This is a genomic window from Magnetospirillum sp. ME-1, from assembly GCF_002105535.1.
Lineage (GTDB): Bacteria > Pseudomonadota > Alphaproteobacteria > Rhodospirillales > Magnetospirillaceae > Phaeospirillum.
Map to the genome: position 1 here is coordinate 26943 of NZ_CP015848.1, position 19652 is coordinate 46594.

General features: G+C 67.2%; 22 protein-coding genes and 1 tRNA gene. 8 read left to right on the forward strand and 15 right to left on the reverse strand.

All coding sequences use genetic code 11. The annotated features are described in order from the left end of the window. Nucleotides 1-13 precede the first annotated feature (13 nt). The 10 genes from WV31_RS21275 to hisG form a co-directional block, all read right to left on the reverse strand. Nucleotides 14-511: a hypothetical protein gene (locus WV31_RS21275; protein WP_145980687.1), complete on the reverse strand. Its 498-nt coding sequence runs from the start codon at nucleotides 509-511 to the stop codon at nucleotides 14-16. Nucleotides 512-732: 221 nt separating this feature from the next. Then, nucleotides 733-808 (reverse strand) — tRNA-Phe (locus tag WV31_RS00095). An 80-nt stretch (nucleotides 809-888) separates the two neighbouring features. After that, nucleotides 889-1059, reverse strand: a complete 171-nt coding sequence (locus tag WV31_RS00100; protein WP_085371784.1) for a DNA gyrase inhibitor YacG — start codon at nucleotides 1057-1059, stop codon at nucleotides 889-891. Next, nucleotides 1056-2093 carry a ribonuclease E/G gene (locus WV31_RS00105; protein ID WP_085371785.1) on the reverse strand — a complete coding sequence of 346 codons (1038 nt, stop codon included), beginning with the start codon at nucleotides 2091-2093 and terminating at the stop codon, nucleotides 1056-1058. The genes WV31_RS00100 and WV31_RS00105 overlap by 4 nt, the downstream gene beginning before the upstream one ends. After that, a complete protein-coding gene (locus WV31_RS00110) occupies nucleotides 2090-2662 on the reverse strand; it encodes a Maf family protein (protein WP_085371786.1) in 573 nt (190 codons plus the stop codon). Before WV31_RS00110 ends, WV31_RS00105 begins: the two co-directional genes overlap by 4 nt. Before the next feature lie 4 nt (nucleotides 2663-2666). After that, entirely contained in the window at nucleotides 2667-2885 is a 219-nt protein-coding gene (gene infA / locus WV31_RS00115; RefSeq protein ID WP_008617671.1) for a translation initiation factor IF-1, read from the reverse strand. A gap of 225 nt (nucleotides 2886-3110) precedes the next feature. Further along, nucleotides 3111-3554 (reverse strand): arsenate reductase ArsC, encoded by a 444-nt coding sequence (locus WV31_RS00120; protein ID WP_085371787.1) that lies wholly within the window; start codon nucleotides 3552-3554, stop codon nucleotides 3111-3113. Nucleotides 3555-3560: 6 nt separating this feature from the next. After that, on the reverse strand, nucleotides 3561-4034 hold the full coding sequence (locus tag WV31_RS00125) for a UPF0262 family protein (RefSeq protein ID WP_068436409.1): 474 nt from the start codon (nucleotides 4032-4034) through the stop codon (nucleotides 3561-3563). Further along, nucleotides 4034-5335 (reverse strand): histidinol dehydrogenase, encoded by a 1302-nt coding sequence (gene hisD / locus WV31_RS00130; protein ID WP_085371788.1) that lies wholly within the window; start codon nucleotides 5333-5335, stop codon nucleotides 4034-4036. Before hisD ends, WV31_RS00125 begins: the two co-directional genes overlap by 1 nt. After that, nucleotides 5335-5994: an ATP phosphoribosyltransferase gene (hisG, locus tag WV31_RS00135; protein WP_085371789.1), complete on the reverse strand. Its 660-nt coding sequence runs from the start codon at nucleotides 5992-5994 to the stop codon at nucleotides 5335-5337. Before hisG ends, hisD begins: the two co-directional genes overlap by 1 nt. Nucleotides 5995-6140: 146 nt before the next feature. On the opposite strand from hisG, the gene WV31_RS00140 reads away from it, so the two are divergent. Then, on the forward strand, nucleotides 6141-6866 hold the full coding sequence (locus tag WV31_RS00140) for a response regulator (RefSeq protein ID WP_085371790.1): 726 nt from the start codon (nucleotides 6141-6143) through the stop codon (nucleotides 6864-6866). Beyond that, nucleotides 6863-8311, forward strand: coding sequence for an ATP-binding protein (locus tag WV31_RS00145; protein WP_085371791.1), 1449 nt, complete (start codon nucleotides 6863-6865; stop codon nucleotides 8309-8311). The genes WV31_RS00140 and WV31_RS00145 overlap by 4 nt, the downstream gene beginning before the upstream one ends. Nucleotides 8312-8319: 8 nt before the next feature. On the opposite strand, the gene WV31_RS00150 is transcribed toward WV31_RS00145, so the two are convergent. Beyond that, entirely contained in the window at nucleotides 8320-11775 is a 3456-nt protein-coding gene (locus WV31_RS00150; protein WP_237051416.1) for an adenylate/guanylate cyclase domain-containing protein, read from the reverse strand. A 288-nt stretch (nucleotides 11776-12063) separates the two neighbouring features. On the opposite strand from WV31_RS00150, the gene WV31_RS00155 reads away from it, so the two are divergent. The 3 genes from WV31_RS00155 to WV31_RS00165 all read left to right on the forward strand — a co-directional run bounded on the left by WV31_RS00155 (nucleotide 12064) and on the right by WV31_RS00165 (nucleotide 14028). Beyond that, a complete protein-coding gene (locus tag WV31_RS00155; RefSeq protein ID WP_085371793.1) occupies nucleotides 12064-12564 on the forward strand; it encodes an SET domain-containing protein-lysine N-methyltransferase in 501 nt (166 codons plus the stop codon). Next, the gene (locus tag WV31_RS00160) at nucleotides 12564-13751 is read left to right on the forward strand and encodes a hypothetical protein (RefSeq protein WP_085371794.1); all 1188 of its coding nucleotides are present in this window, start codon (nucleotides 12564-12566) and stop codon (nucleotides 13749-13751) included. The genes WV31_RS00155 and WV31_RS00160 overlap by 1 nt, the downstream gene beginning before the upstream one ends. Nucleotides 13752-13824: 73 nt before the next feature. Continuing rightward, the gene (locus WV31_RS00165; protein WP_085371795.1) at nucleotides 13825-14028 is read left to right on the forward strand and encodes a membrane lipoprotein lipid attachment site-containing protein; all 204 of its coding nucleotides are present in this window, start codon (nucleotides 13825-13827) and stop codon (nucleotides 14026-14028) included. A 59-nt stretch (nucleotides 14029-14087) separates the two neighbouring features. On the opposite strand, the gene WV31_RS00170 is transcribed toward WV31_RS00165, so the two are convergent. Continuing rightward, complete coding sequence (locus tag WV31_RS00170) at nucleotides 14088-14492, reverse strand: acyl-CoA thioesterase (protein WP_085371796.1); 405 nt, start codon at nucleotides 14490-14492, stop codon at nucleotides 14088-14090. A 92-nt stretch (nucleotides 14493-14584) separates the two neighbouring features. Between WV31_RS00170 and parE the strand changes: the two genes are divergently transcribed. Next, nucleotides 14585-16576 carry a DNA topoisomerase IV subunit B gene (gene parE / locus WV31_RS00175; RefSeq protein WP_206072565.1) on the forward strand — a complete coding sequence of 664 codons (1992 nt, stop codon included), beginning with the start codon at nucleotides 14585-14587 and terminating at the stop codon, nucleotides 16574-16576. Nucleotides 16577-16674: 98 nt separating this feature from the next. Here parE and WV31_RS00180 read toward each other — a convergent pair whose 3' ends face one another. Genes WV31_RS00180 through WV31_RS00190 form a run of 3 tightly spaced genes read right to left on the reverse strand, consistent with a single transcriptional unit; the run spans nucleotide 16675 to nucleotide 18132 of the window. Further along, nucleotides 16675-17055 carry a TFIIB-type zinc ribbon-containing protein gene (locus tag WV31_RS00180; protein ID WP_085371798.1) on the reverse strand — a complete coding sequence of 127 codons (381 nt, stop codon included), beginning with the start codon at nucleotides 17053-17055 and terminating at the stop codon, nucleotides 16675-16677. A 38-nt stretch (nucleotides 17056-17093) separates the two neighbouring features. Next, a complete protein-coding gene (locus WV31_RS00185; protein ID WP_085371799.1) occupies nucleotides 17094-17669 on the reverse strand; it encodes a cytochrome b/b6 domain-containing protein in 576 nt (191 codons plus the stop codon). A gap of 13 nt (nucleotides 17670-17682) precedes the next feature. Further along, complete coding sequence (locus WV31_RS00190) at nucleotides 17683-18132, reverse strand: hypothetical protein (RefSeq protein ID WP_085371800.1); 450 nt, start codon at nucleotides 18130-18132, stop codon at nucleotides 17683-17685. A 245-nt stretch (nucleotides 18133-18377) separates the two neighbouring features. Here WV31_RS00190 and WV31_RS00195 point away from each other — a divergent pair, with 245 nt between their 5' ends. Both WV31_RS00195 and WV31_RS00200 read left to right on the forward strand, forming a co-directional pair. Beyond that, nucleotides 18378-18878 (forward strand): YchJ family protein, encoded by a 501-nt coding sequence (locus tag WV31_RS00195; protein ID WP_145980688.1) that lies wholly within the window; start codon nucleotides 18378-18380, stop codon nucleotides 18876-18878. A gap of 21 nt (nucleotides 18879-18899) precedes the next feature. Beyond that, nucleotides 18900-19649, forward strand: coding sequence for a YkgJ family cysteine cluster protein (locus WV31_RS00200; protein WP_085371802.1), 750 nt, complete (start codon nucleotides 18900-18902; stop codon nucleotides 19647-19649). Nucleotides 19650-19652: the final 3 nt, after the last annotated feature.

A 19652-nucleotide genomic window follows, 5' to 3' on the forward strand; every position in this document is an offset into this window, starting at 1 on the left:
CCACCAGCGATTTTTACACCTTCTTGCCCCTGATCCTCCAATGAAGGCCGAGGGTGGTCCAGCGATGATCACCCTCAAAGAGCGACCACCCCCCAAGGTGCTCATAGCTTTCATCAGATGATTGCCGATCAATCTCCAGGCGGCAGGCAAGATCTTGGAAATCCACCCCTGTGGTTTCCCGGCCAGGGGCATGACAGCACGAACACCATCCTATCGGGAGATGGGGTGTGGCGGCCTCGAGCAGATAGAGCAGTTCGTGGACGTCGCAACCCGGCCGAACACTTGCTGTCAGGGATGCTGGGATGAGGTGGTAGCCGACGTAAACCGCGTCATGCAGGCACGGTTCCTGGCAAGGGGTTCTGATGAACGAGGCCACCACCCCTGAGAATCCAGCAGGTATGGGCGGCATCTGGGACGGTGACGGCAGTGTGATCTGGCCAAGAATATCTTCGATGGTTACATCGGCTGGAAGCCGTCCGGTAAGCGGCATAATTGGTTGATTGGAATCCATGGGGCCTCCTCAAGGAGGTATTTATCCAGCAATCGGCATCCAGAACGATCCATTCCCACGGCCTCGAACTGCTTGAACAAGCGGATAAGCGAGCTTCCTTCGAAGGAATGCAAGGATCTCAGCCTCGACCTCGATTTGGGGCAACTGTGGGGCAAGGCCCCAAAAAGGTTTAGGCCCCAGCTTCTGGCTGGGGCCTAACTCCTTGATAACAAGGCAATAAATGGTGCCCAGGGGCGGAATCGAACCACCGACACTGCGATTTTCAGTCGCATGCTCTACCAACTGAGCTACCTGGGCCTCGCACGCCTCGCGGCGAAGAGGAGGCGCTTATAGGCGACTTTCGCCGCCCCGGTCAAGCCCCCTCAGGGCAAAAAAGTTCATTCGTCCTCGGGAAGCCCTTCCGGGTCTTCCACCGCCGGCGCCCGGTAGGATTCGTTCAGCCAGCGGTGCAGGTCCACATCGGCGCAGCGGGTGGAGCAGAAGGGCTTGTATTTGGGCTGGGCGGGCTTGCCGCAGATGGGGCAGGCGGGCGCGGCTTGCTCGGTCATCGGGTGGCGTCCTCGATCAGGATATCCTCGGGTGCGCGGGCCGCGTCTTCCCGGATGGACAGGGGATGGCCCAGCAGGCGCTCTGCCTCGGCCCGCTCGGGGCCAAGGCCCGTCAGGACGGCGGCCACGGAGGGTGCGGCGCGGAGGGCGGGAATGCGTCCGGGCGTGGCCAGGGCCTCGGCCAGCAGCCGGCGCAGCGCCGCCAGGGCCAGGGTTTCGGGCGTGGCGGCCAGGGAGCGGCGGCACAGCAATTCGCCCAGGGACGGGCCGCGCCGCTCGCGGGTCAGCTCCACCAGCCCCAGGGGCGAGACGCCGAATACATGGGTGGGGGTGGGATCGGCGCTTACCGCCTGCTTCAAGGCCTCGGCCAGCCGGTAAAGGGGTTTCCGGTCGCGGCCCGAGACGAAATCAACCACCACCTGCCCACCGATCCCCCTGAGGCGCAGCTGGCGGGCGATTTCCGCCACCGCCGCCCCGTTGGCCTCGGCCGGGCGGGTTCCGGCCGAATCCACGTCGATGGCGGTGAGCGCCGCGGCCTGCTCGATGACCAGTCGCCCGCCGCCCGGCAAAGGCACCACCGGGTCGAGAGCGGCGTCGAGCGCCTCGTCCACCTCGTGGTGGGCGTTGGGGACCATGCGGGCCTGGGGAAAGGCGGCCTGCAGGCGCGCCAGCGGGTCGGGACGATGCAGCAGGGCCGGGGCCTCGCCCACGGGGCCAAACCCCTGGTGGGCAGCCAGCAGCGGCCCCTTGCCGCCCCTGGCATCCGCCCGCACCCGCACCACGACGCAAGCGCCCTCGGACAGGCCCAGGGCCTTGGCGCCGGGCAGGAAGCCCTGGCGCTCCCCCTGCCCCAGTTCCACGAAGGCGGCGTCGAGGCCCTTGTCGATGGCGGCGACACGGCCCCGGAAGACGCAATCGGTCAGCAGGCAGCGACGGTCGATGATCAGGTCCAGCGGGCGACCGTCGGCCAGCACCAGATAGCGGGCCTCGCCGGGGCCGGAAGAGACGAGAATCTCGACCGCGTCGCCGCTCACGGCCGGAAGCCGAATCCGTCCAGCAGCTGCGCCGTCTCGAACAGCGACAGGCCGACGATGTTGGAATACGACCCCTGGATGTCGCGCACGTAGCGCGCGGCGAGGCCCTGGATGGCGTAGCCCCCCGCCTTGCCCTCCCACTCGCCCGAGGCGAGGTAAGCGGCGGCCTCGTCGTGGGACAGGCGCTTGAAGGTCACCGAGGAGGTCACGATGCGCCGCCCGATGCGGCCGTCGGGGGCGATCAGGCAGATGCCGCCCACCACGCGGTGGCGGCGTCCCGACAGCAGGTCCAGGCATTGGCGCGCCGTGGCTTCGTCCTCGGCCTTGGGCAGGATGCGCCGGCCGCAGGCCACCACCGTGTCGGCGGCCAGCACGAAGGCCCCCGGATGGCGCCCGGCCACGGTCAAGGCCTTCGCCTCGGCCAGACGGCGGGCGTGGGGAACCGGCAATTCGCCTTTGAGGGGCGTCTCGTCCATATGGGCGGGGTCGACGAGACCGGGCGTGATGGCGATCTGGCGAAGCAGGTCGAGGCGCCTGGGCGATGCCGACGCCAGCACCAGAACGGCCATGGGATTACTTATAGCGGAAGGTGATGCGGCCCTTGGTCAGATCATAGGGCGTCATCTCGACGTTCACCCGGTCACCGGCCAGCACGCGAATGCGGTTCTTGCGCATCTTGCCGGAGGTATGGGCAAGAATCTCATGGTCATTGTCGAGCTTGACGCGGAACATGGCGTTCGGAAGCAATTCCGTCACCGTCCCCGAAAACTCGATCACATCCTCTTTCGCCATTTGGCCTCCGAACAGGGTTTTGCGCGCGCGAAGATAAGTGAGCGCAGCTAAGGTTTTGGTCAAGCGTTTTCGAGCATAAGCCCGGTTATTATGTTGGCGGCATCCGCCCTGTCATCCCGAGCCGTGGCGAGGGATCTCCGCCTGGACGGCCCGAGCCAATACTGAAACGCCGCATCAGACGGAGATTCCTCCTCCCGATGGTCGTCGGAATGACAATTCCCAGGCCTATTCCCTTGCCATGCCGGAGGCCGGGAAGCGCTTGCGGATATGGCGCTCCAATTCGTCCCGGACCGCGCGATAGGCGTCGAGACGGACCTCGCGGCTGCCTTCGATCAGAGTGGGGTCGAAGGTGGGCCAGAACTCCACCTCGCAGGCATTGTGCCGGGTGAGGTCCACCGCCTTGTGCTGGGCCTCGGGCGACAGCGACACCACCACGTCGAAGCTGTCGTCCTCCAACTCCTCGAACAGGCGCGGCTTGTGCTTGGACACGTCGATGCCGATCTCGTCCATCACCTGGACCACGAAGGGGTCGGGCTCGCCCCGGCGCACGCCCACGGAATAGACGTAGATGCGCTTGCCGTGGATGCGCTTCATGATGCCTTCCGCCATGGGCGAGCGCACCGCGTTCATGGTGCAGCAGAACAGCACGGCGGAGGGCAGGTCCCCCATCCCGGCCTACCCTCGGATGTGCAATACGCAGATGAGGGTGAACAGGCGTCTCGCGGTGTCGAAATCCACGTCGATCTTTCCCCCCAGTCGCTCGCGCAGCAGTTCCGAGCCTTCGTTGTGCAGCCCCCGGCGGCCCATGTCGATGGCCTCGATCTGGCTGGGCGTCGACTTCTTGATGGCGGCGAAATAGCTTTCGCAGATCAGGAAGTAGTCCTTGACGATGGACTGGAAGGTCTTCAGCGGCAAGGGCACCTGCACCAGGGGGGTTTCGTCCTCCTTGCGCACGTCGAAGATCAGCCGCGTGTCTTCCAGCTTGATGTACAGCGCATAGGGGCCGACGAAATCGCCGTTGGGAGCGAAATAATTCTCCTCCAGCAGATCGTAGACCGCGACGGCGCGCTCGTGCTCGACCTCGGCGGCGCGGCGGACCTGATACTTTTCCACCAGCTCGATCTTGGCCAGCTTCTGGCGGTGCGGCATCAGCCGGCTCCCATGTTGAGCCGGAGCGCCACCGAGAGCCCGTGCGCCCCCAATCCTTCCGCTTCGGCCAGACGCACCGCCGCCGGGCCGATGGCCCGCAAGCTGCCCGCATCACAGCCCAGAAGCGTGGTGCGCTTCATGAAGTCCAGCACGCCCAGCCCCGACGAGAAGCGGGCCGAGCGCGCCGTGGGAAGCACGTGGTTGGGACCGCCGATATAGTCGCCCACCGCCTCGGGCGTGTAGCGCCCCAGGAAGATGGCCCCGGCATGCCGGACCCTGGCGGCCAGGGCATCGGGGTCTTCCACCGCCAGTTCCAGGTGTTCCGGCGCGATGCGGTCGATCAGCGGCAGCGAGGAGTCAAGGTCCGGCACCACGATGATGGCGCCGTGATTGTCCCAGCTTTCCCGGGCGATCGGCGCGCGGGGCAAGGTCTTGAGGTGGGAGTCCACCGCCTCGGCCACGCGGGCGCCGAATTGGGCGTCGTCGGTGATCAGGATGCTTTGCGCCGCGGTGTCGTGCTCGGCCTGGCTGAGCAGGTCGGCGGCGATCCAGGCGGGATCGTTGAAGCGGTCGGCCACCACCAGGATCTCGGACGGGCCGGCAATCATGTCGATGCCCACCGTGCCGAACACCCGGCGCTTGGCGGCGGCGACGTAAGCGTTTCCGGGGCCGACGATCTTGTCCACCGGACGGATGGTCTCGGTGCCATAGGCCAGCGCGCCCACCGCCTGGGCGCCGCCCACGCGGTAGATCTCGTCCACGCCGGCCACCTTGGCGGCGGCCAGGACCAGGGGGTTCAGCCTGCCGTCGGGGGTGGGCACCACCATCACCAGCCGGGGCACCCCGGCGGCCTTGGCGGGGATGGCGTTCATCAGCACCGACGAGGGATAGGCGGCGGTGCCGCCCGGGACATAAAGGCCGGCGGCGGAAACCGGCCCCCAGCGCAGGCCCAGGCGCACCCCGGCGGAATCGGTGAAGGAATCGTCGGCCGGCACCTGGCGGGCGTGGAAAGCGCGGATACGCTCTGCCGCCAGTTCCAGGGCCTTGATCAGTTCGGGATCGCAGGAGGCATAGGCGGCCTCCACCTCGGCGGAAGTGACGCGCAAGCCGGCGGGCGTGAGGTCCAGGCGGTCGAAACGCTTGGTATACTCGATCAGCGCCGCGTCGCCACGGCTGCGCAGCTCGGCCAGGATGGCGGCCACCGCCTGATCCACGTCCTCGTCCACCTCGCGCTTCATGGCCAGCAGGGCCAGGAAGGCGGTTTCGAAGCCGGGATCGCGGGAATCGAGGCTTTGCACCATCAGCCTCCGCAGGCCTTGCGGAACGCGTCGATCCAGCCGGTCATCTCGTCGGGCCGGGTCTTCAGCGCGGCGCGGTTGACGATCAGGCGGCTCGTCACCTCGGCCAGCACCTCCACCTCCTTCAGGCCGTTGGCCTTCAGCGTGGCGCCCGACGACACCAGATCGACGATGCGGGTGCACAGGCCCAGCGAGGGCGCCAGTTCCATGGCGCCGTTGAGCTTGACGCATTCGGCCTGGACGCCGCGCGCGGCGAAATGGCGCTTGGTCACTTCCGGATACTTGGTGGCGATGCGCACGTGGCTCCAGCGCTTCGGATCGTCCGAGGCGGCCAGATCGTCGGGCTCGGCCACCGACAGGCGGCAGGCGCCGATGCCGAGGTCGAGCGGCGCGTAGATCTCGGGATAATCGAATTCCATCAGCACGTCGTTGCCGGCCACTCCCAGATGGGCGGCTCCGAAGGCCACGAACGTGGCCACGTCGAACGAGCGCACCCGGATGATGTCGATATGGGGATGGTTGGTGGCAAAGCGCAACAGCCGCGACTTGGGATCGTCGAAGGCAGGCTCGGGCTCGATGCCGGCGGCGCGGACCAGGGGCATGGCCTCGTCGAGGATGCGGCCCTTGGGCAGGGCGATGACCAGTTTGTCTTGCGGGCTCACGTCTATGGAAACTCATATGATCCGGGGAGCCCTGTTTACCCGGTTTCGCGCCCCCATTCCAGTACTGAGAAACAATCTTTCGCCTGTTACCATCGGTTACCGAAAACCAACCGACGCCGGGACCGCCAAGGGGTATAAGGGAAGCCATGGATACCTCCAATCCCCACATCCTGGTCGTGGACGACGACCGCGAAATCCGCGACCTGCTGGCCAAGTTCATGGTGCGCCACGGTCTTCGGGTCAGCGCCGCCAAGGACGGCGTCGAGATGATGAAGACCCTGGACGAGCGCCGCATCGACCTGGTGGTGCTCGACCTGATGCTGCCGGGCGAGGACGGGCTGTCGCTGTGCCGGCGGATGCGCGAGACCCGGTCGGGCGTGCCCATCATCATGCTGACCGCCATGGGCGAGGACACCGACCGCATCGTCGGGCTGGAGATGGGCGCCGACGATTACGTGGCCAAGCCCTTCAATCCCCGCGAATTGCTGGCCCGCATCAAGGCGGTGCTGCGCCGGACGCAAGGCCCGGAGGACGCGGCGCCCGAGCGCGGCGGCACCAAGGTCCGCTTCCTGGGCTGGGTTCTGGATCTGGCCAGCCGCGACCTGCTGTCGCCCGACGGCGTGATGGTGGCGCTGTCGGCGGGCGAGTTCGGGCTGTTGCAGGTGTTCGTCGAGCATCCCCGCCGGGTGCTGTCGCGCGACCAGCTGCTGGACTTCGCCCGCGGCCGCTCGGCGGTGCCCTTCGACCGCTCCATCGACATCCAGGTCAGCCGCCTCAGGCGCCGCATCGGCGACGACGCCCGCGACCCGCAGATCATCAAGACGGTCAGGGGCGGCGGCTACCTCTTCACCCCGGAAGTGGAGCGGGCATGAGCGCCGCCCGCCTCCGTCTGCTGCCCGACAGCGTGGTCGGCCGCACCGCCCTGGTTCTGGTGGCGGCGCTGATGATCTCGGCGGCGGCGGCGGTGGTGCTGTTTACCATCCAGCGCCAGGAAGCCCTGGAAGCCATCGGCGGCCGCAACGCCGCCGAACGGGTCTCCGCCCTGGTCACCCTGGCCGAGCAATTGCCGCCCCAATATCGCCAGGACACCCTGTCCAGCCAGGACACCCCCAATTTCCGCGTCGGCTGGGGCCCCCAGCCCGTCGCCCTGGACAACGAGAATTTCGGACTGGCCGCCTATGTGCGCTCGGCCCTGGAACAGGGCCTGGACGGACGCGACATCAAGGTCTCCACCCGCCCCGGCCCCCTGCTGGGCGGTCCCGCCACCGGCATCGGACGCGGCGGCGGCGGCCGCCACCATGGCGGCGGGCCGGGAATGGCCGGCCCCGGCGCCGGTCCCGGCGGAGGTCCCGGAGGTGGGGGGGGCCGGGTGATCGGACCGTCGCTCCGCGTCTCGGTCCCGCTGACCGACGGGAGCTGGCTGAACGTGCTGGCGCCGCTGGATCTGGGCGATCCCCTGTGGCGGCCGCGCTTCGTGGCCCCGCTGGTCATCGCCCTGGTCCTGGTCACCCTGGGGGCCCTGCTGGCGGTGCGCCGCGCCACCAAGCCCTTCGCCACCTTCGCCCAGGCGGCCGAGCGGCTGGGCGTCGACGTTTCCGCGCCCCCGCTGGCCGAGACCGGCCCGCGCGAGGTGCGTCAGGCCGCCCAGGCCTTCAACGTCATGCAGGGCCGCATCGCCCGCTTCGTTCAGGACCGCACCCAGATGCTGGCGGCCATCAGCCATGACCTGAAGACCCCCATCACCCGGCTGCGCCTCAGGGCCGAGTTCATGGAGGACGACGACCAGCGCACGAAAATGCTGGCCGATCTGGCGGAGATGGAGGCGATGATCGCCGCTACCCTGGCCTTCGCCCGCGACGACGCGGCCAGCGAGCCGCGCATCCGCCTCGACCTCGCCTCCATGCTCCAGGGCATGGTCGAGGATCTGAACGAGCTGGGAGCGCGCTGCTCCTATGACGGTCCCGCCGCCCTGGTGATCGAGGCCCGCCCGGCGGCGCTGAAACGGGCCATGGCCAACCTGATCGACAACGCCATCAAGTATGGCGGTTGCGCCGACGTGACCCTGGCGCCGGGCGGCGGCAACGCCCTGGTCACCATCGACGACCAGGGGCCCGGCATCCCATCGGAAGCCCGCGAACGGGTGTTCGCCCCCTTCGTGCGGCTGGAAACGTCCCGGTCGAGGGATACCGGCGGCACCGGCCTGGGCCTTGCCGTGGCGCGGGCCGCCATCCGCGCCCATGGCGGCGACATCACCCTGGCCGACCGGCCGGGCGGCGGCCTGCGGGTAAGCGTCAGCCTGCCGGGACTGGAAGGGTAAAGGACGGCCTACTTCCGGGGCGGGGCGAGGGAGATTTCCACCTTGCCGGTAAAGGGCCGCACGGTGGGTTTCGGCCGTGGCGGGGCCAGGGCGATGCCATCCTCCTCGGCGTCCATCTTGGCCATGGCCGCCTCGACGGCGGCAGCCACCTCGGCCAGATCGTCATCGGCGGATTCGGCGGGGACCTCGCCGGCCTCGGCCAGCATGGCCTGCATGTCGTCGTCGGAAAAGCCGGTGGCCGAGCCGATCTCCGGCAGATTCCCGATGGGAACGGCCTCCTCGTCGTCCTCGGCCAGCAGGGCGGCGATCTCGTCGTCGCTCATGGCCCCGCCCAGATCGAACAGCGACGGCGGCGGGCCATCGGGGGCGCAGGGTTCCGCCTGTTGCGACAGGGCGGCCAGATCGTCGTCGGAAAAGCCGGTGACCGAGCCGATTTCAGGCAGATCCTCGGCGGGGCTGGCGTCATCCTCCTCGCTTTCCGCCAACAGGGCGGCGATCTCGTCGTCGCTCATGGCGGTGCGGAAGGAAAAATCGGGCTTGGGCACGCTTTCGTCGGCGGCCAGCTGGGCGTTGAATTCCTCTTCCTCGGCCGCCTCCGCCAACAGGGCGGACAGGTCGGTGTCGGACAGGGTGGTGGAGGTGAGATCGACCGCCTCCGCCTGAGGTTCCCCCTCCTCCTCCTCCACGTCGCCCATGGCCAGGATGGCGGCCAGATCGTCGTCGGACAGGGCGCCTTCCGGCGCCTCGAATTCCGGCGCATCGTCCAGCGGCGCGGCCTCCTCCAGCAGGGCGACCATGTCTTCTTCCGACAGGATGGTCGAGCCCAGATCGCCGAGATCGGCCGGACCGCAAGGCGCCGGCTCCTCGTCGTCACCCAGGTCCTCCACCTCGCCCATGGCCAGGATGGCGGCCAGATCATCGTCGGACAGGGCGCCTTCGGAAACCGTCGGCGCGGGAGCCTCCATCTCCTCCAGCGGCACGGCCTCGTCCAGCAGGGCGGCCAGATCGTCGTCGGACAGGATGGCCGACCCCAGGTCGCCGAGATCGGCGGGCGCGCAAGGCGCCGGCTCCTCGTCGTCGCCCAGGTCCTCCACCTCGCCCATGGCCAGGATGGCGGCCAGATCGTCGTCGGACAGGGCGCCCTCCGACAAAGGCGCCGCCGCCTCGCCCAGCAGGGCGGCCATGTCGTCGTCGGACAGGATGGGCGAACCCAGATCGTCGTCGGGAATGGCGCCCTCGGCCACTTCCGGCGGCGGCGGCTCCTCCTCCCCGGCGGCGAAGGCCTCGTCCTCGGCGGCGAAGGGCTCTTCCGGCGGGGGCGGGGGCGGCGGCTCCTCGGCGGGGATGTCGCGCAGCACCGCCAGCAATTCGGTGGACAGCAGCGCCTGGGCATTGGGCTCGGACGGCGGCGGCGGCGGTTCGACCACCTCGGGCTCCGGCGCCTCGGGCATCGCCCGGCGGCGCATGTGGTAGACGGTCTGCTTGCCGAAATCCTTGGCCAGCGACAGCACGCCCACATATTCGCAGGCGAAGCGTTCGACGAAATCCTCGCCCCGGTTCTGGGCCTCCGAGCGCATGGCGCTCTGCTCGGCGGTCAGCACGGCGACGAATTGCTGGGTGGCGTAGACGTGGCCGATCACCGTCACCGGCTCCAGCCGCGCCGCCCGGTTGATGTGGCTGCCGTAGAAGTTCTGGCGCCCGCAGATGGGATCGATGGCCTGGAACACCGGGCCGGCATGCAGCGAGATGCGCAGATTGAGGGGATGGGGCAGGCGGTCGGCCAGTTCCTCGTCGGCCCGGAGCACCATCTCCTGCAGGGTCTGGGCGTACTCGGCCATGGGGGTGGCCTTGTCCATCACCGCGAAGATGGCGTCGCCCCAGGTGTTGATGGCCAGCGGCTGGTGCTCGAGCCCCGCCATGCCCTCGGAAATCAGGCGCAGGAAGTCGAGGAACACCGGCGTGTGCTCCTCCTTCAGCTTGGAATAGCCGGCGATGTCGCAGAACATCATGGAGCGGATGACCCGGCCCTCGCCCTGCTCCTCGTCGGCCTCGCCGTCCAGGTCGGGCATCATGGGCACCGCATCGCCGGCCAGTTCGGGATGCTGTTGCAGCAACCCGTCCAGGTCGATGATGCGCAGTTGGGAGATGTCCTCCCACTGGTCGATGAAGTCGGCGGCGCCGCCGGCCAGCGAGCCGGGCATCATGTCCCACACCGCCAGCAGGTAGGGATTGGAGCGCAGGAAATTGGCCCTGAGCGTCGCCAGGCCGTGCAGGCACTGATTGGCGAAGCGGTAGAGCATGCCGTGGCCGAGGAACCGCTCCTCGGTGGCGTAGGTCACGGTGTTGGCCAGCTTCAAGGCGTTGCGGAAGCGCATTTCCCAGCGCGACCCGCCATAGCGCACGTTCTCGGCGATGAAGTCGTCGATGGCGTAGGGCATCACCACGTTGACCTCGGCGCCCCGCTCCAGCATGGCCTCGATGAACAGCAGGTCCGAGCCGCAGGCGGCGGTGGAATAGCCCACCTGGGCGCCCAACTCGTCCAGGGACTTGGCGATCTCGGCGCGAACGGCGCTTTCCAGCTCGGGCGGGAAGTGCGGCCCCTCGCCCGGCCGGTCCAGGGCGTGGCCGGTGAACACCACCACGGTGGGCGGCTTGATGATGTCGAAGACGGCATCGGGGACGGCAAGCCCGCCCTCCTGCAGCAGGGCCAGCTGCTTCAGCGCCGCCACGGTGCTGCCGTAATGGATGCCTTCCAGCGTGCTGGCCCAGGCGAAGGAGGCCAGGGCGTCCTGCACCTCGCCCAGCAGCAGATGCGCCTCGGCCACCGTGGCCAGCATCTGGTAGCGCTCTTCCGGCGACAGGGAGAGGTCGGTCTCGGCGTTGCTGACCCGGTCACGGACCCGGCGCGCCAGTTCCCGCGCCCCGTCATGGTCGCCCAAAAGCCACGAGGTCACCGCCGCGTCGATGCCGTCTCTGGGCGAGCCGCTGATGTGGAAGGCGCGCAGGAACAGCTCGCGGCAATGTTCGAGATCGCCCCGCGATCCCGAGGCCAGCCAGGCCTCGCGGAACACGCCGGCCAGCGCGGTGTAGGTCTCGGAATCGGCGCTGGCCACCAGCTTCTTGCCGCGCACCAGTTCCAGCGCCTCGGCCAGTTCGGCCATGGAGGCCAGGGTGTCCTGGCTGTCGGCTTCGTCCAGCCCCTCGACGGCGCGCCGAAGGCTGTTGTGCAGGCGATGGAACGGCCCTTCGTCGATCAGGATGACGTCGAGCACCGGCTGTAAGAGCTTGCGCGCCTCATCCACCGCGCCGGTCTGCGACAACGCCACGGCACCGAAAATGGCCAGCTTGAAACTGTCGGGATATTGCCTCAGACCCTCGCGCGCCGTGTCGTGGGCCAGGAAGTTCTGGCCTTCCTCCAACAGCTCGCGGGTGATCCGTTCCCACTCGGACAGGCTGCGGGGCACATTTGCTCCGGCACTGATCGGGGTCGAATCCGCCAAGGTGGGCCAAACCTTTCCAATGGGTCTGAATACCTGTGTACCATGAGCCGGCCCGCCCCGAAAGGTCCGCAGGAACCATCGGGGAAAGCCGCTCACCCCCATGCTAGGGGTCAAATGTTATTATCTAATTAAATCAATCGGCTAATTCGACTGCCCGAGTGGCGTAACGTCCGTTGACGGGGCCGGGGCCCAAGACTACCTTGATAGGGAATACTCTCCTTATGACTCCCGGATCGAGGTGCGCTGACCGCCATGACCGAGATCTACCCCCGCGATCTGATCGTCGATACCTCTCTCCCCGATTCCGATCAGTTCGCCGTGACCGCGGTGGATGGCCGGGTCGGCCGGGGTATCCGGGCCAACATCCCCTTCGGCCGGGGAACGCGGGTGGCCAAATTCGCCGGCACCCTGTCCAACACCGTCTTCCAGCACAGCCTGCAGGTCTCGCCCGAGACTCACCTGCACGATCCCTATTTCGTCGGCCTGCTGTCCCATTCCTGCGCGCCCAATTGCGTGCTGGACATGCAGCGCCTGGAGATTCTCGCCCTGCTGGACATCGAGCCGGGCGAACTGCTGACCATCGATTACGCGGTGACGGAAGACACCCTTTACCGGCAATTTCCCTGCAATTGCGGCTCGTCCCATTGCCGCCGCTGGATCACGGGGCGGCGCGAGGCGGTCAACGAGGAGGGCCGCGCCTATCTCGCCCAGCTGGCCGCCAAGCTTCCCCGCGTTCATCGGGGCGCAAGGTGATGGGCCACGCGCCGGCGGGCGGGGGGACGGACACTTTCGCCTCGGTCCGCGACTTCATCTCGGCCGAGCACCCCGAAATTCCCGTCCATCTGCTGCGGCCCCGCCGCCTGGAGGCCATTGCGCGGGAGTTCGTGGCCGGTTTTCCCGGCGATACCCTCTACGCCGTCAAGTGCAACGCCCATCCCCTGGTGCTGTGGACCATGCGCCGCGCCGGCATCCACCATTTCGACGTGGCCTCGCCCATGGAGATCGGCCGGGTGGTGGAATGCGTGCCCGACGGCGTGATGTTCTACCACCACCCCGCCAAGACGCCCGGCCAGATCCGTCTGGCCCGGGAGTGCGGCGTGCGCTTCTTCGCCGTGGACTGCATCGCCGAGTTGGAGAAGGTGGCGGCGCTGACCGATTCCACCCTGCGGCCGGTGGTGCGGCTGGCCATCCCCAAGGGGTCCGGCGCCGTCTACGATCTGTCCACCAAGTTCGGCGCGTCGCCCGAAGTGTTCGAGGCCACGCTTTGCCGGGCGGCCCAGATGGGCCTGAAGCCCGCCGTGACCTTCCACGTGGGCTCGCAATGCCTGGACCCGGCGGCCTTCCGCCTCGGCATCGAAATGGCCTGCGCCAGCCTCGACCGGACCGGCATCGCCATCGACTGGATGGATATCGGCGGCGGCTTCCCCGCCTATTACCGCCTGACCCAGGCACCTCCGCTTTCCGCCTATTTCGAGGTGATCGCCCAGGCCCATGCGGAATTGACCCAGCCGCGCGGCATCCGCCTGGCCTGCGAGCCGGGACGCGCCCTGATGGCCGAGGGCGGCTCGCTGCTGGTGCGCATCAATTTAAGGAAGCCGGACGCGGTCTATCTCAACGACGGCATCTTCGGCGGCCTGACCGAGACCTATTGGGGCAAGGACCAGCTGTCCCTGCCCTTCCGCCTGCTGGATGGGCAGGGCAGGCTGAAGAACGGCCCGGCCGGACGCTTCACCGCCTTCGGCCCCACCTGCGACGGCAACGACAAACTGCCCTGGCCGCTGGACCTGCCCCGGGACGCGGCCGAGGGCGACTACATCGAATTCAACCTGATCGGCGCCTATGGCCGGGAGATGGCGGCCCGCTACAACGGCATGCATTCCGACCATGTGACGGTGATCGAGGCCGATTTCGCCGGGCATCAGGCGGAGGAGGTCATTTAGACCGATGGACTCCGTTCCCATCCGCTTGTATCGTTTCACCAGTTGTTTTGGTCATAAGAGAGGAGATTGGGGTATGAAGAAGATTATTCTCGTCGTGGGCACCGCGCTGCTGCTGACCGCCTGTGGTCCGGGCCGCTGGGAGCCCTTCGGCGCTTTCAACGATCCGGTGTGCATGCCCGACGGCTCGGTGTCGTTCTACCAGCAGGCCGACGAAAAGGGCAACCTGGGCACGCCCCGCGCGACCAGGGAAAACTGCCCCTGGAACAAGGCCAAGTAAGCCTTCGCTCCAGTGCGTTTTCGTGGAAAGGGCCCCATCCGGGGCCCTTTCTTATTGGTTCATTCCTCGGGCGGAACCGGGCGCTTCTTGCCCTGGTCGTCCACCGCCACATAGGTGAACACCGCGCTGGTCACCTTGACCAGGGCGTCGCTGCCGCCGTGGCGGCGCACCCAGGCCTCGACGCGGACCGACAGCGAGGTGCGCCCGACCCGGATGATCTCGGTGTAGCAGCTGACCTCGTCGCCCACATAGACCGGCTGGTGGAATTCCATGCCCTCCACCGCCACGGTGGGGGTGTGGCCCCGCGCCCGGCGATAGGAATGGGTGCCGCCGGCCAGATCCATCTGGCTCATCAGCCAGCCGCCGAACACATGGCCGAACGGGTTGGTGTCGGCGGGCATGGCGATGGCCCGGGTGGAGAGACGGCCGCGCGGCGCGCCGCTAATTTCGATACTCTCGCTCATGAACGTCCCAATCTTACAATATCTTGTGGTTAACTCCGACGACGCTACAGCATGCGCTTGCGCATCGGTCGCGCATTTCTATAATGCCAGCCATGTCCGACCTGTTCCAGCAACTCGCCCCCAAGGCGACCGAATACTCCGCCAAGGACATCGAGGTCCTTGAGGGGTTAGAGCCCGTCCGCCGCCGTCCCGGCATGTATATCGGCGGCACGGACGACCGTGCGCTTCACCATCTGGTGGCCGAAGTGCTGGACAACGCCATGGACGAGGCGGTGGCCGGCCATGCCGGCTGGATCGAGCTGGAACTGGCGGTGGACGGCACCTGCACCGTCCGGGACAACGGCCGCGGCATTCCCATCGACCCCCACCCCAAATACCCGGACAAGAGCGCGCTCGAGGTGATCCTCACCACGCTGCATTCGGGCGGCAAGTTCGGCGGCGACGCCTACAAGGTGTCGGGCGGCCTGCACGGCGTCGGCATCTCGGTGGTCAACGCGCTCTCGGACCAGCTCACCGTCGAGGTGGCCCGCGACCGGGTGCTGTGGTGCCAGCGCTTCTCGCGCGGGCTGGCCCTGGGGCCCTTGGAGAAGGTGGGGCCGGTGCAGAACCGGCGCGGCACCACCGTGATCTTCCATCCCGACGCCCAGATCTTCGGCGAACGCGCCCATTTGCGCCCCGGCCCGCTCTACCGCATGGCCCGCTCCAAGGCCTATCTGTTCAGGGGCGTGCAGATCCGCTGGAAGTGCGACCCGCTCCTGATCAAGGACGGCGACGAGATTCCGGTCGAGGACACCCTGCACTTTCCCGGCGGCCTCACCGACTTCCTGAAAGCGGTGCTGAAGGACCGCCCCCTGGTCACCCGGGACGTCTTCAACGGCACCGCGCCGCTATCCGACGACATGGGGCAGGTGGAATGGGCGGTGGCCTGGCCCGACGACGACGAGGAAGGCTTCACCAACACCTATTGCAACACCGTGCCCACCCCTGAGGGCGGCACCCACGAGGCGGGTTTCCGGAACGCGCTCACCCGGGGCCTGCGCGCCTATGGCGAGATGGCCGGCAACAAGAAGGCCGGCCAGATCACCGCCGAGGACGTCATGGGCGGCGCCTGCGTCATGGTCAGCCTGTTCATCCGCGACCCGCAGTTCCAGGGCCAGACCAAGGACAAGCTGGCCAGCGCCGAGGCTACGAGGCTGGTGGAAAACGCGGTCAAGGACCATTTCGACCACTGGCTTTCCGGCGACAAGGCCTCGGCCACCGCGCTGATCACCCGCCTGATCGAGCGGGCCGAGGACCGGGCGCGCCGTCGCGCCGCCAAGGAAACCAACCGCAAGACCCCCACCAAGCGTCTGCGCCTGCCCGGCAAGCTGGCCGATTGCTCGCGCTCGGTCAATGTCGGCACCGAACTGTTCCTGGTGGAGGGCGATTCGGCCGGCGGTTCCGCCAAGTCGGGCCGCAACCGCGAAACCCAGGCCATCCTGCCGCTTCGGGGCAAGATCCTCAACGTCGCCTCGGCGTCGACCGACAAGCTGCGCGCCAACCAGGAGCTGAAGGACCTGATGGAGGCGCTGGGCTGCGGCGCCCGCGACACTTACGACGACGAGAAACTCCGCTACGAGAAGATCATCATCATGACGGACGCCGACGTGGACGGCGCCCACATCGCCTCGCTGCTGATGACCTTCTTCTATCAGGAAATGCCCGACCTGATCCGCAACGGCCACCTCTACCTGGCCCTGCCGCCGCTCTACCGACTGGCCCACGGCCAGACCGTGATCTACGGCCGCGACGATGCCCACAAGGAAGAGCTGCTGAAGACCGTCTTCGCCGGCAAGAAGAACGTCGAGATCAGCCGCTTCAAGGGCCTGGGCGAAATGCCCCCCGCCCAGCTCAAGGAAACCACCATGGACCCCACGAAGCGCACGCTGCTGCGGGTCACCATCCCGTCGGGGCGCACCGAGGAGGACCACGAGGAAGCCAAGGACGTGGCCCGCCTGGTGGAAAGCCTGATGGGCAAGAAGGCGGAACTCCGCTTCCAGTTCATCCAGGAACGGGCCAAGTTCGCCACGGATCTGGACGTGTAACTTTGTAGGTTTGCCCATAAGCTGAGAAATTTGGCCATAAGGTGAGAATGGCCTGTCTGGCAGGGTGCATCACAGGGCTCGAGATTTCCCCGCGACAGTCAGTCGAAGATATCGAGGAGGCCACGCATCCCGGTCTTGCGATGAGGACCATGGTGCTCGCCATGCCCATGTTTTACGTCGTATCCATGCTCACGGTGATGGTCTCCGTCAGCCTGCGGCCGCCCCCATTGATCCGCCGCCGGACGAGAGGCCGCATGGCCCCAGGCCGATAGAGCGCCTCCGGAGGCGAAGCCTGCCTGTCGGGCCGGGTGGACAGAGGCTTCGTCAGACACATACTCCCGCACAGGTTCGAGCAGTTTCTCCAATTCACCGCGATCGAGCCAAACACCACGGCATTGCGGGCAGATATCGATCTCCACGCCGGAACGCTGGATGTTGCTCATTCCGACGTTGCAGTTGGGGCATACGAGCAGCGGCATGACATAACCCTCTTCTTGAACTAGGGAGTTGGCTCAGGTCAGCGCAGGCCGAACATCCGGCTCAGGCTCCTGTGACCCGCGATCTGGTGAAGTACGCCGAGCAGCGGATGAACGAGGAGATAAGCCCACATCACCGGCGCCAGGGACTCGTGTACCTCCTTCACCACCCGCAGCGACGGGGAAAGTCCTCCATCCGGCGCCATGCCGAGGGACAGGGCCGTCCCGGTGGCGGCCATGGCCAACGCCAGCAGCAACCCCAGCCCCTGCACCGCGGCCGGCAGAGCCCTGGGTTCGTCACCGCCGGGCAGGCGCCCCCGCAGCGCTTCGCGCCCGGTCTCGGCGATATCGCGGCCGAGTTGGTTCAGCCGGGCCCCGGAGAACCACGGGAACAGCAGCAGCGCGTCACCACGGGCCAGCGTCCGGCCCACCGCCCACAGCCAGTGGATGGAAACGATTCCCAGGAGTGCGATCCCCACCCATTCGTGGACTTCGTACCATTGATTGGGCAAGCGTCCCGGCTTGGGATAGATCATCACCAGGCTGGTGATCATCTGCAGCGAAACGCCAAGGGCGACGCAGGCATGGAGAAGCTTGGTCAAAGGATCGTACTTCATGGAAAACTCCGAATCAGGGGCGAGGCTCGCCGGTCTTGGCATCGAGGACAACGGTCCTGGCGTTCCCACCCATCACGAGATCGACGTGGTAGCTGCCCTCCAGATAGCGGATGGCGGTGATGCCGCTGTCTCCGGGGCCGGATAGCTTCCGGACCACCTGCAACGCCGTCATGACATCGCCCGGGATGGGGGCGGTAAGGCGCTCGACGGGGAAATCATCGCGCATCTCGCCCGTAACGGCGTCGAATCCTGCGGTCATCGCTCCGCCCCGCGGGGTTCGCAGCACCACGCCCCACCATGGGGCCCGATAGGAGATGCCTCGCACGTCGAAACGCTGGGCGTGCAGCTTCTCCAGAACGGCCCGCAGCGGCATGGCATCGGGGGGTGGGGTTTGCGCTGCCGCACCCAATGCCGAAATCACCAGCATCAACCCGGCGGCCGCCAATGTTCCGATGTGCCTCATTCTCTGCAGCCTTCCACGGTCAGTGACAGGGCGGTTTGCCGCTTTCATCGGCACCACTCCCCCATAGGCTAGCGCACATCACCTGAACGGCCCCCGACTCTGCGGTTCATGCTGGGTTCAGGTTCGGTGGCGTAATGTGGGACGAAGCACTCACCCCGGCCCGGACCCGACGCAAATCCGCGTGATCCATGCCGAGCGGGGCATACCCCTATCGCTCCCGGATGAACCAGCAGACGGAGACATCCTTGACCGCAGACTCATTCTCGGCCTGCCCCTGCGGTTCCGGCCTGGCGTTCGACGCCTGTTGCGGACCGATTATCGACGGCGTTCCCGCGCCTACGGCCGAAGCCCTGATGCGGGCCCGCTACAGCGCCTTCGTCGGCCGCCGGATCGGCGACTTCCTCCTGGAGACCCTGGCCCCCGAGAAGCGGGGCGAGTTCAATCTCCGCGAGGTCGAGCTTTCGGCGCGCGACGCCAGGGGGATGGGATTTGACGTCCGGGCCGTCGATGGCGGGGGAACCGATGATGATCACGGTTCTGTGGAATACGTGGCCCGGTTCAAAATTCGGGATCAGGTTCAGCTCCATCACGAGATCGCGACCTTCCGGCGCGAAGACGGGCGTTGGCTTTACGTCGACGGCCGGGTCAATCCCAAGGCAGAGCCCCGTCAGGTCTCCAAGGTGGGACGCAACGACCCGTGCCCTTGCGGCTCGGGGCTGAAATTCAAGAAGTGTTGCGGCGCCTGAGCCTGGAAGAGGGGGGACGGGATGCGGCACTTCCGCTGTACGGCCTGTGGGAAATGTTGCGCCGGCTGGCTGCCTTTGACCATCTCGGATGCCCTGCTCCATGCCGGCCGTTTTCCCCTGGCCGTGGTCTGGACGCCGGTTCGCCAGGCCGCCAAGGACTTCGCCGCCACCGAAAGACTGGGCTTCACCTTCCGTACTCCCGACAAGAAGACTGTGGCGGTCAGGATCTGCCCGACCGCCTACATTCCCCCCACCATGACCTGTCCGGCGCTCACCGCCGACAACCTGTGCGCCATCCATGGGGCCAAGCCCCTGCGGTGCAAGGCCATGCCGTTCTTTCCCTATCGGGACGAGGGGCATCAGGCGGACCTGCTGATTCCGCGCGCCGGCTGGGATTGCGACGTCTCGCCATTGGCGCCTTCCGTCTATGACGGCAAGACCATTGTCGACCGGGCCGATTTCGATGCCGAACGGGCAGAGCTGTTGGCTCAGGCCCCCCTGATCCGGTCCTATGCCCAACGGCTCCTGGAGACGGTTCCCGCCATGGGAGGCAGCCTCGCCAAAGCCCTCCTCAAGCCGGGCGGGGGGCATGTCGCCGTAAGTTTCGCCTCGCTCCTGCGGCATTTGCCGAACGAGGATCGGAGCCGAATCGCCGCCCGGCAGATCGGGGCCCTGACGGAGGCATCCCACAGGCTCGGGACAGAATCCGGCTGGGCCGAATATCGCCGGAATTATCAGGACTGGGCCTGGGAAATGGAGCGCCTGACCTGACGC

Bases quoted from the DNA above. Each gene is read 5' to 3' on its own strand.
- WV31_RS21275 (WP_145980687.1), bottom strand. From the start codon at position 511: ATGGATTCCAATCAACCAATTATGCCGCTTACCGGACGGCTTCCAGCC.
- infA (WP_008617671.1), bottom strand. From the start codon at position 2,885: ATGGCGAAAGAGGATGTGATCGAGTTTTCGGGGACGGTGACGGAATTG.
- WV31_RS00170 (WP_085371796.1), bottom strand. From the start codon at position 14,492: ATGAGCGAGAGTATCGAAATTAGCGGCGCGCCGCGCGGCCGTCTCTCC.
- WV31_RS00160 (WP_085371794.1), top strand. From the start codon at position 12,564: ATGGGCCACGCGCCGGCGGGCGGGGGGACGGACACTTTCGCCTCGGTC.
- WV31_RS00185 (WP_085371799.1), bottom strand. From the start codon at position 17,669: ATGAAGTACGATCCTTTGACCAAGCTTCTCCATGCCTGCGTCGCCCTT.
- WV31_RS00120 (WP_085371787.1), bottom strand. From the start codon at position 3,554: ATGGGGGACCTGCCCTCCGCCGTGCTGTTCTGCTGCACCATGAACGCG.
- WV31_RS00165 (WP_085371795.1), top strand. From the start codon at position 13,825: ATGAAGAAGATTATTCTCGTCGTGGGCACCGCGCTGCTGCTGACCGCC.
- WV31_RS00180 (WP_085371798.1), bottom strand. From the start codon at position 17,055: ATGCCGCTGCTCGTATGCCCCAACTGCAACGTCGGAATGAGCAACATC.
- parE (WP_206072565.1), top strand. From the start codon at position 14,585: ATGTCCGACCTGTTCCAGCAACTCGCCCCCAAGGCGACCGAATACTCC.
- WV31_RS00140 (WP_085371790.1), top strand. From the start codon at position 6,141: ATGGATACCTCCAATCCCCACATCCTGGTCGTGGACGACGACCGCGAA.
- WV31_RS00200 (WP_085371802.1), top strand. From the start codon at position 18,900: ATGCGGCACTTCCGCTGTACGGCCTGTGGGAAATGTTGCGCCGGCTGG.
- WV31_RS00155 (WP_085371793.1), top strand. From the start codon at position 12,064: ATGACCGAGATCTACCCCCGCGATCTGATCGTCGATACCTCTCTCCCC.
- WV31_RS00145 (WP_085371791.1), top strand. From the start codon at position 6,863: ATGAGCGCCGCCCGCCTCCGTCTGCTGCCCGACAGCGTGGTCGGCCGC.
- WV31_RS00110 (WP_085371786.1), bottom strand. From the start codon at position 2,662: ATGGCCGTTCTGGTGCTGGCGTCGGCATCGCCCAGGCGCCTCGACCTG.
- WV31_RS00125 (WP_068436409.1), bottom strand. From the start codon at position 4,034: ATGCCGCACCGCCAGAAGCTGGCCAAGATCGAGCTGGTGGAAAAGTAT.
- hisD (WP_085371788.1), bottom strand. From the start codon at position 5,335: ATGGTGCAAAGCCTCGATTCCCGCGATCCCGGCTTCGAAACCGCCTTC.
- WV31_RS00190 (WP_085371800.1), bottom strand. From the start codon at position 18,132: ATGAGGCACATCGGAACATTGGCGGCCGCCGGGTTGATGCTGGTGATT.
- WV31_RS00100 (WP_085371784.1), bottom strand. From the start codon at position 1,059: ATGACCGAGCAAGCCGCGCCCGCCTGCCCCATCTGCGGCAAGCCCGCC.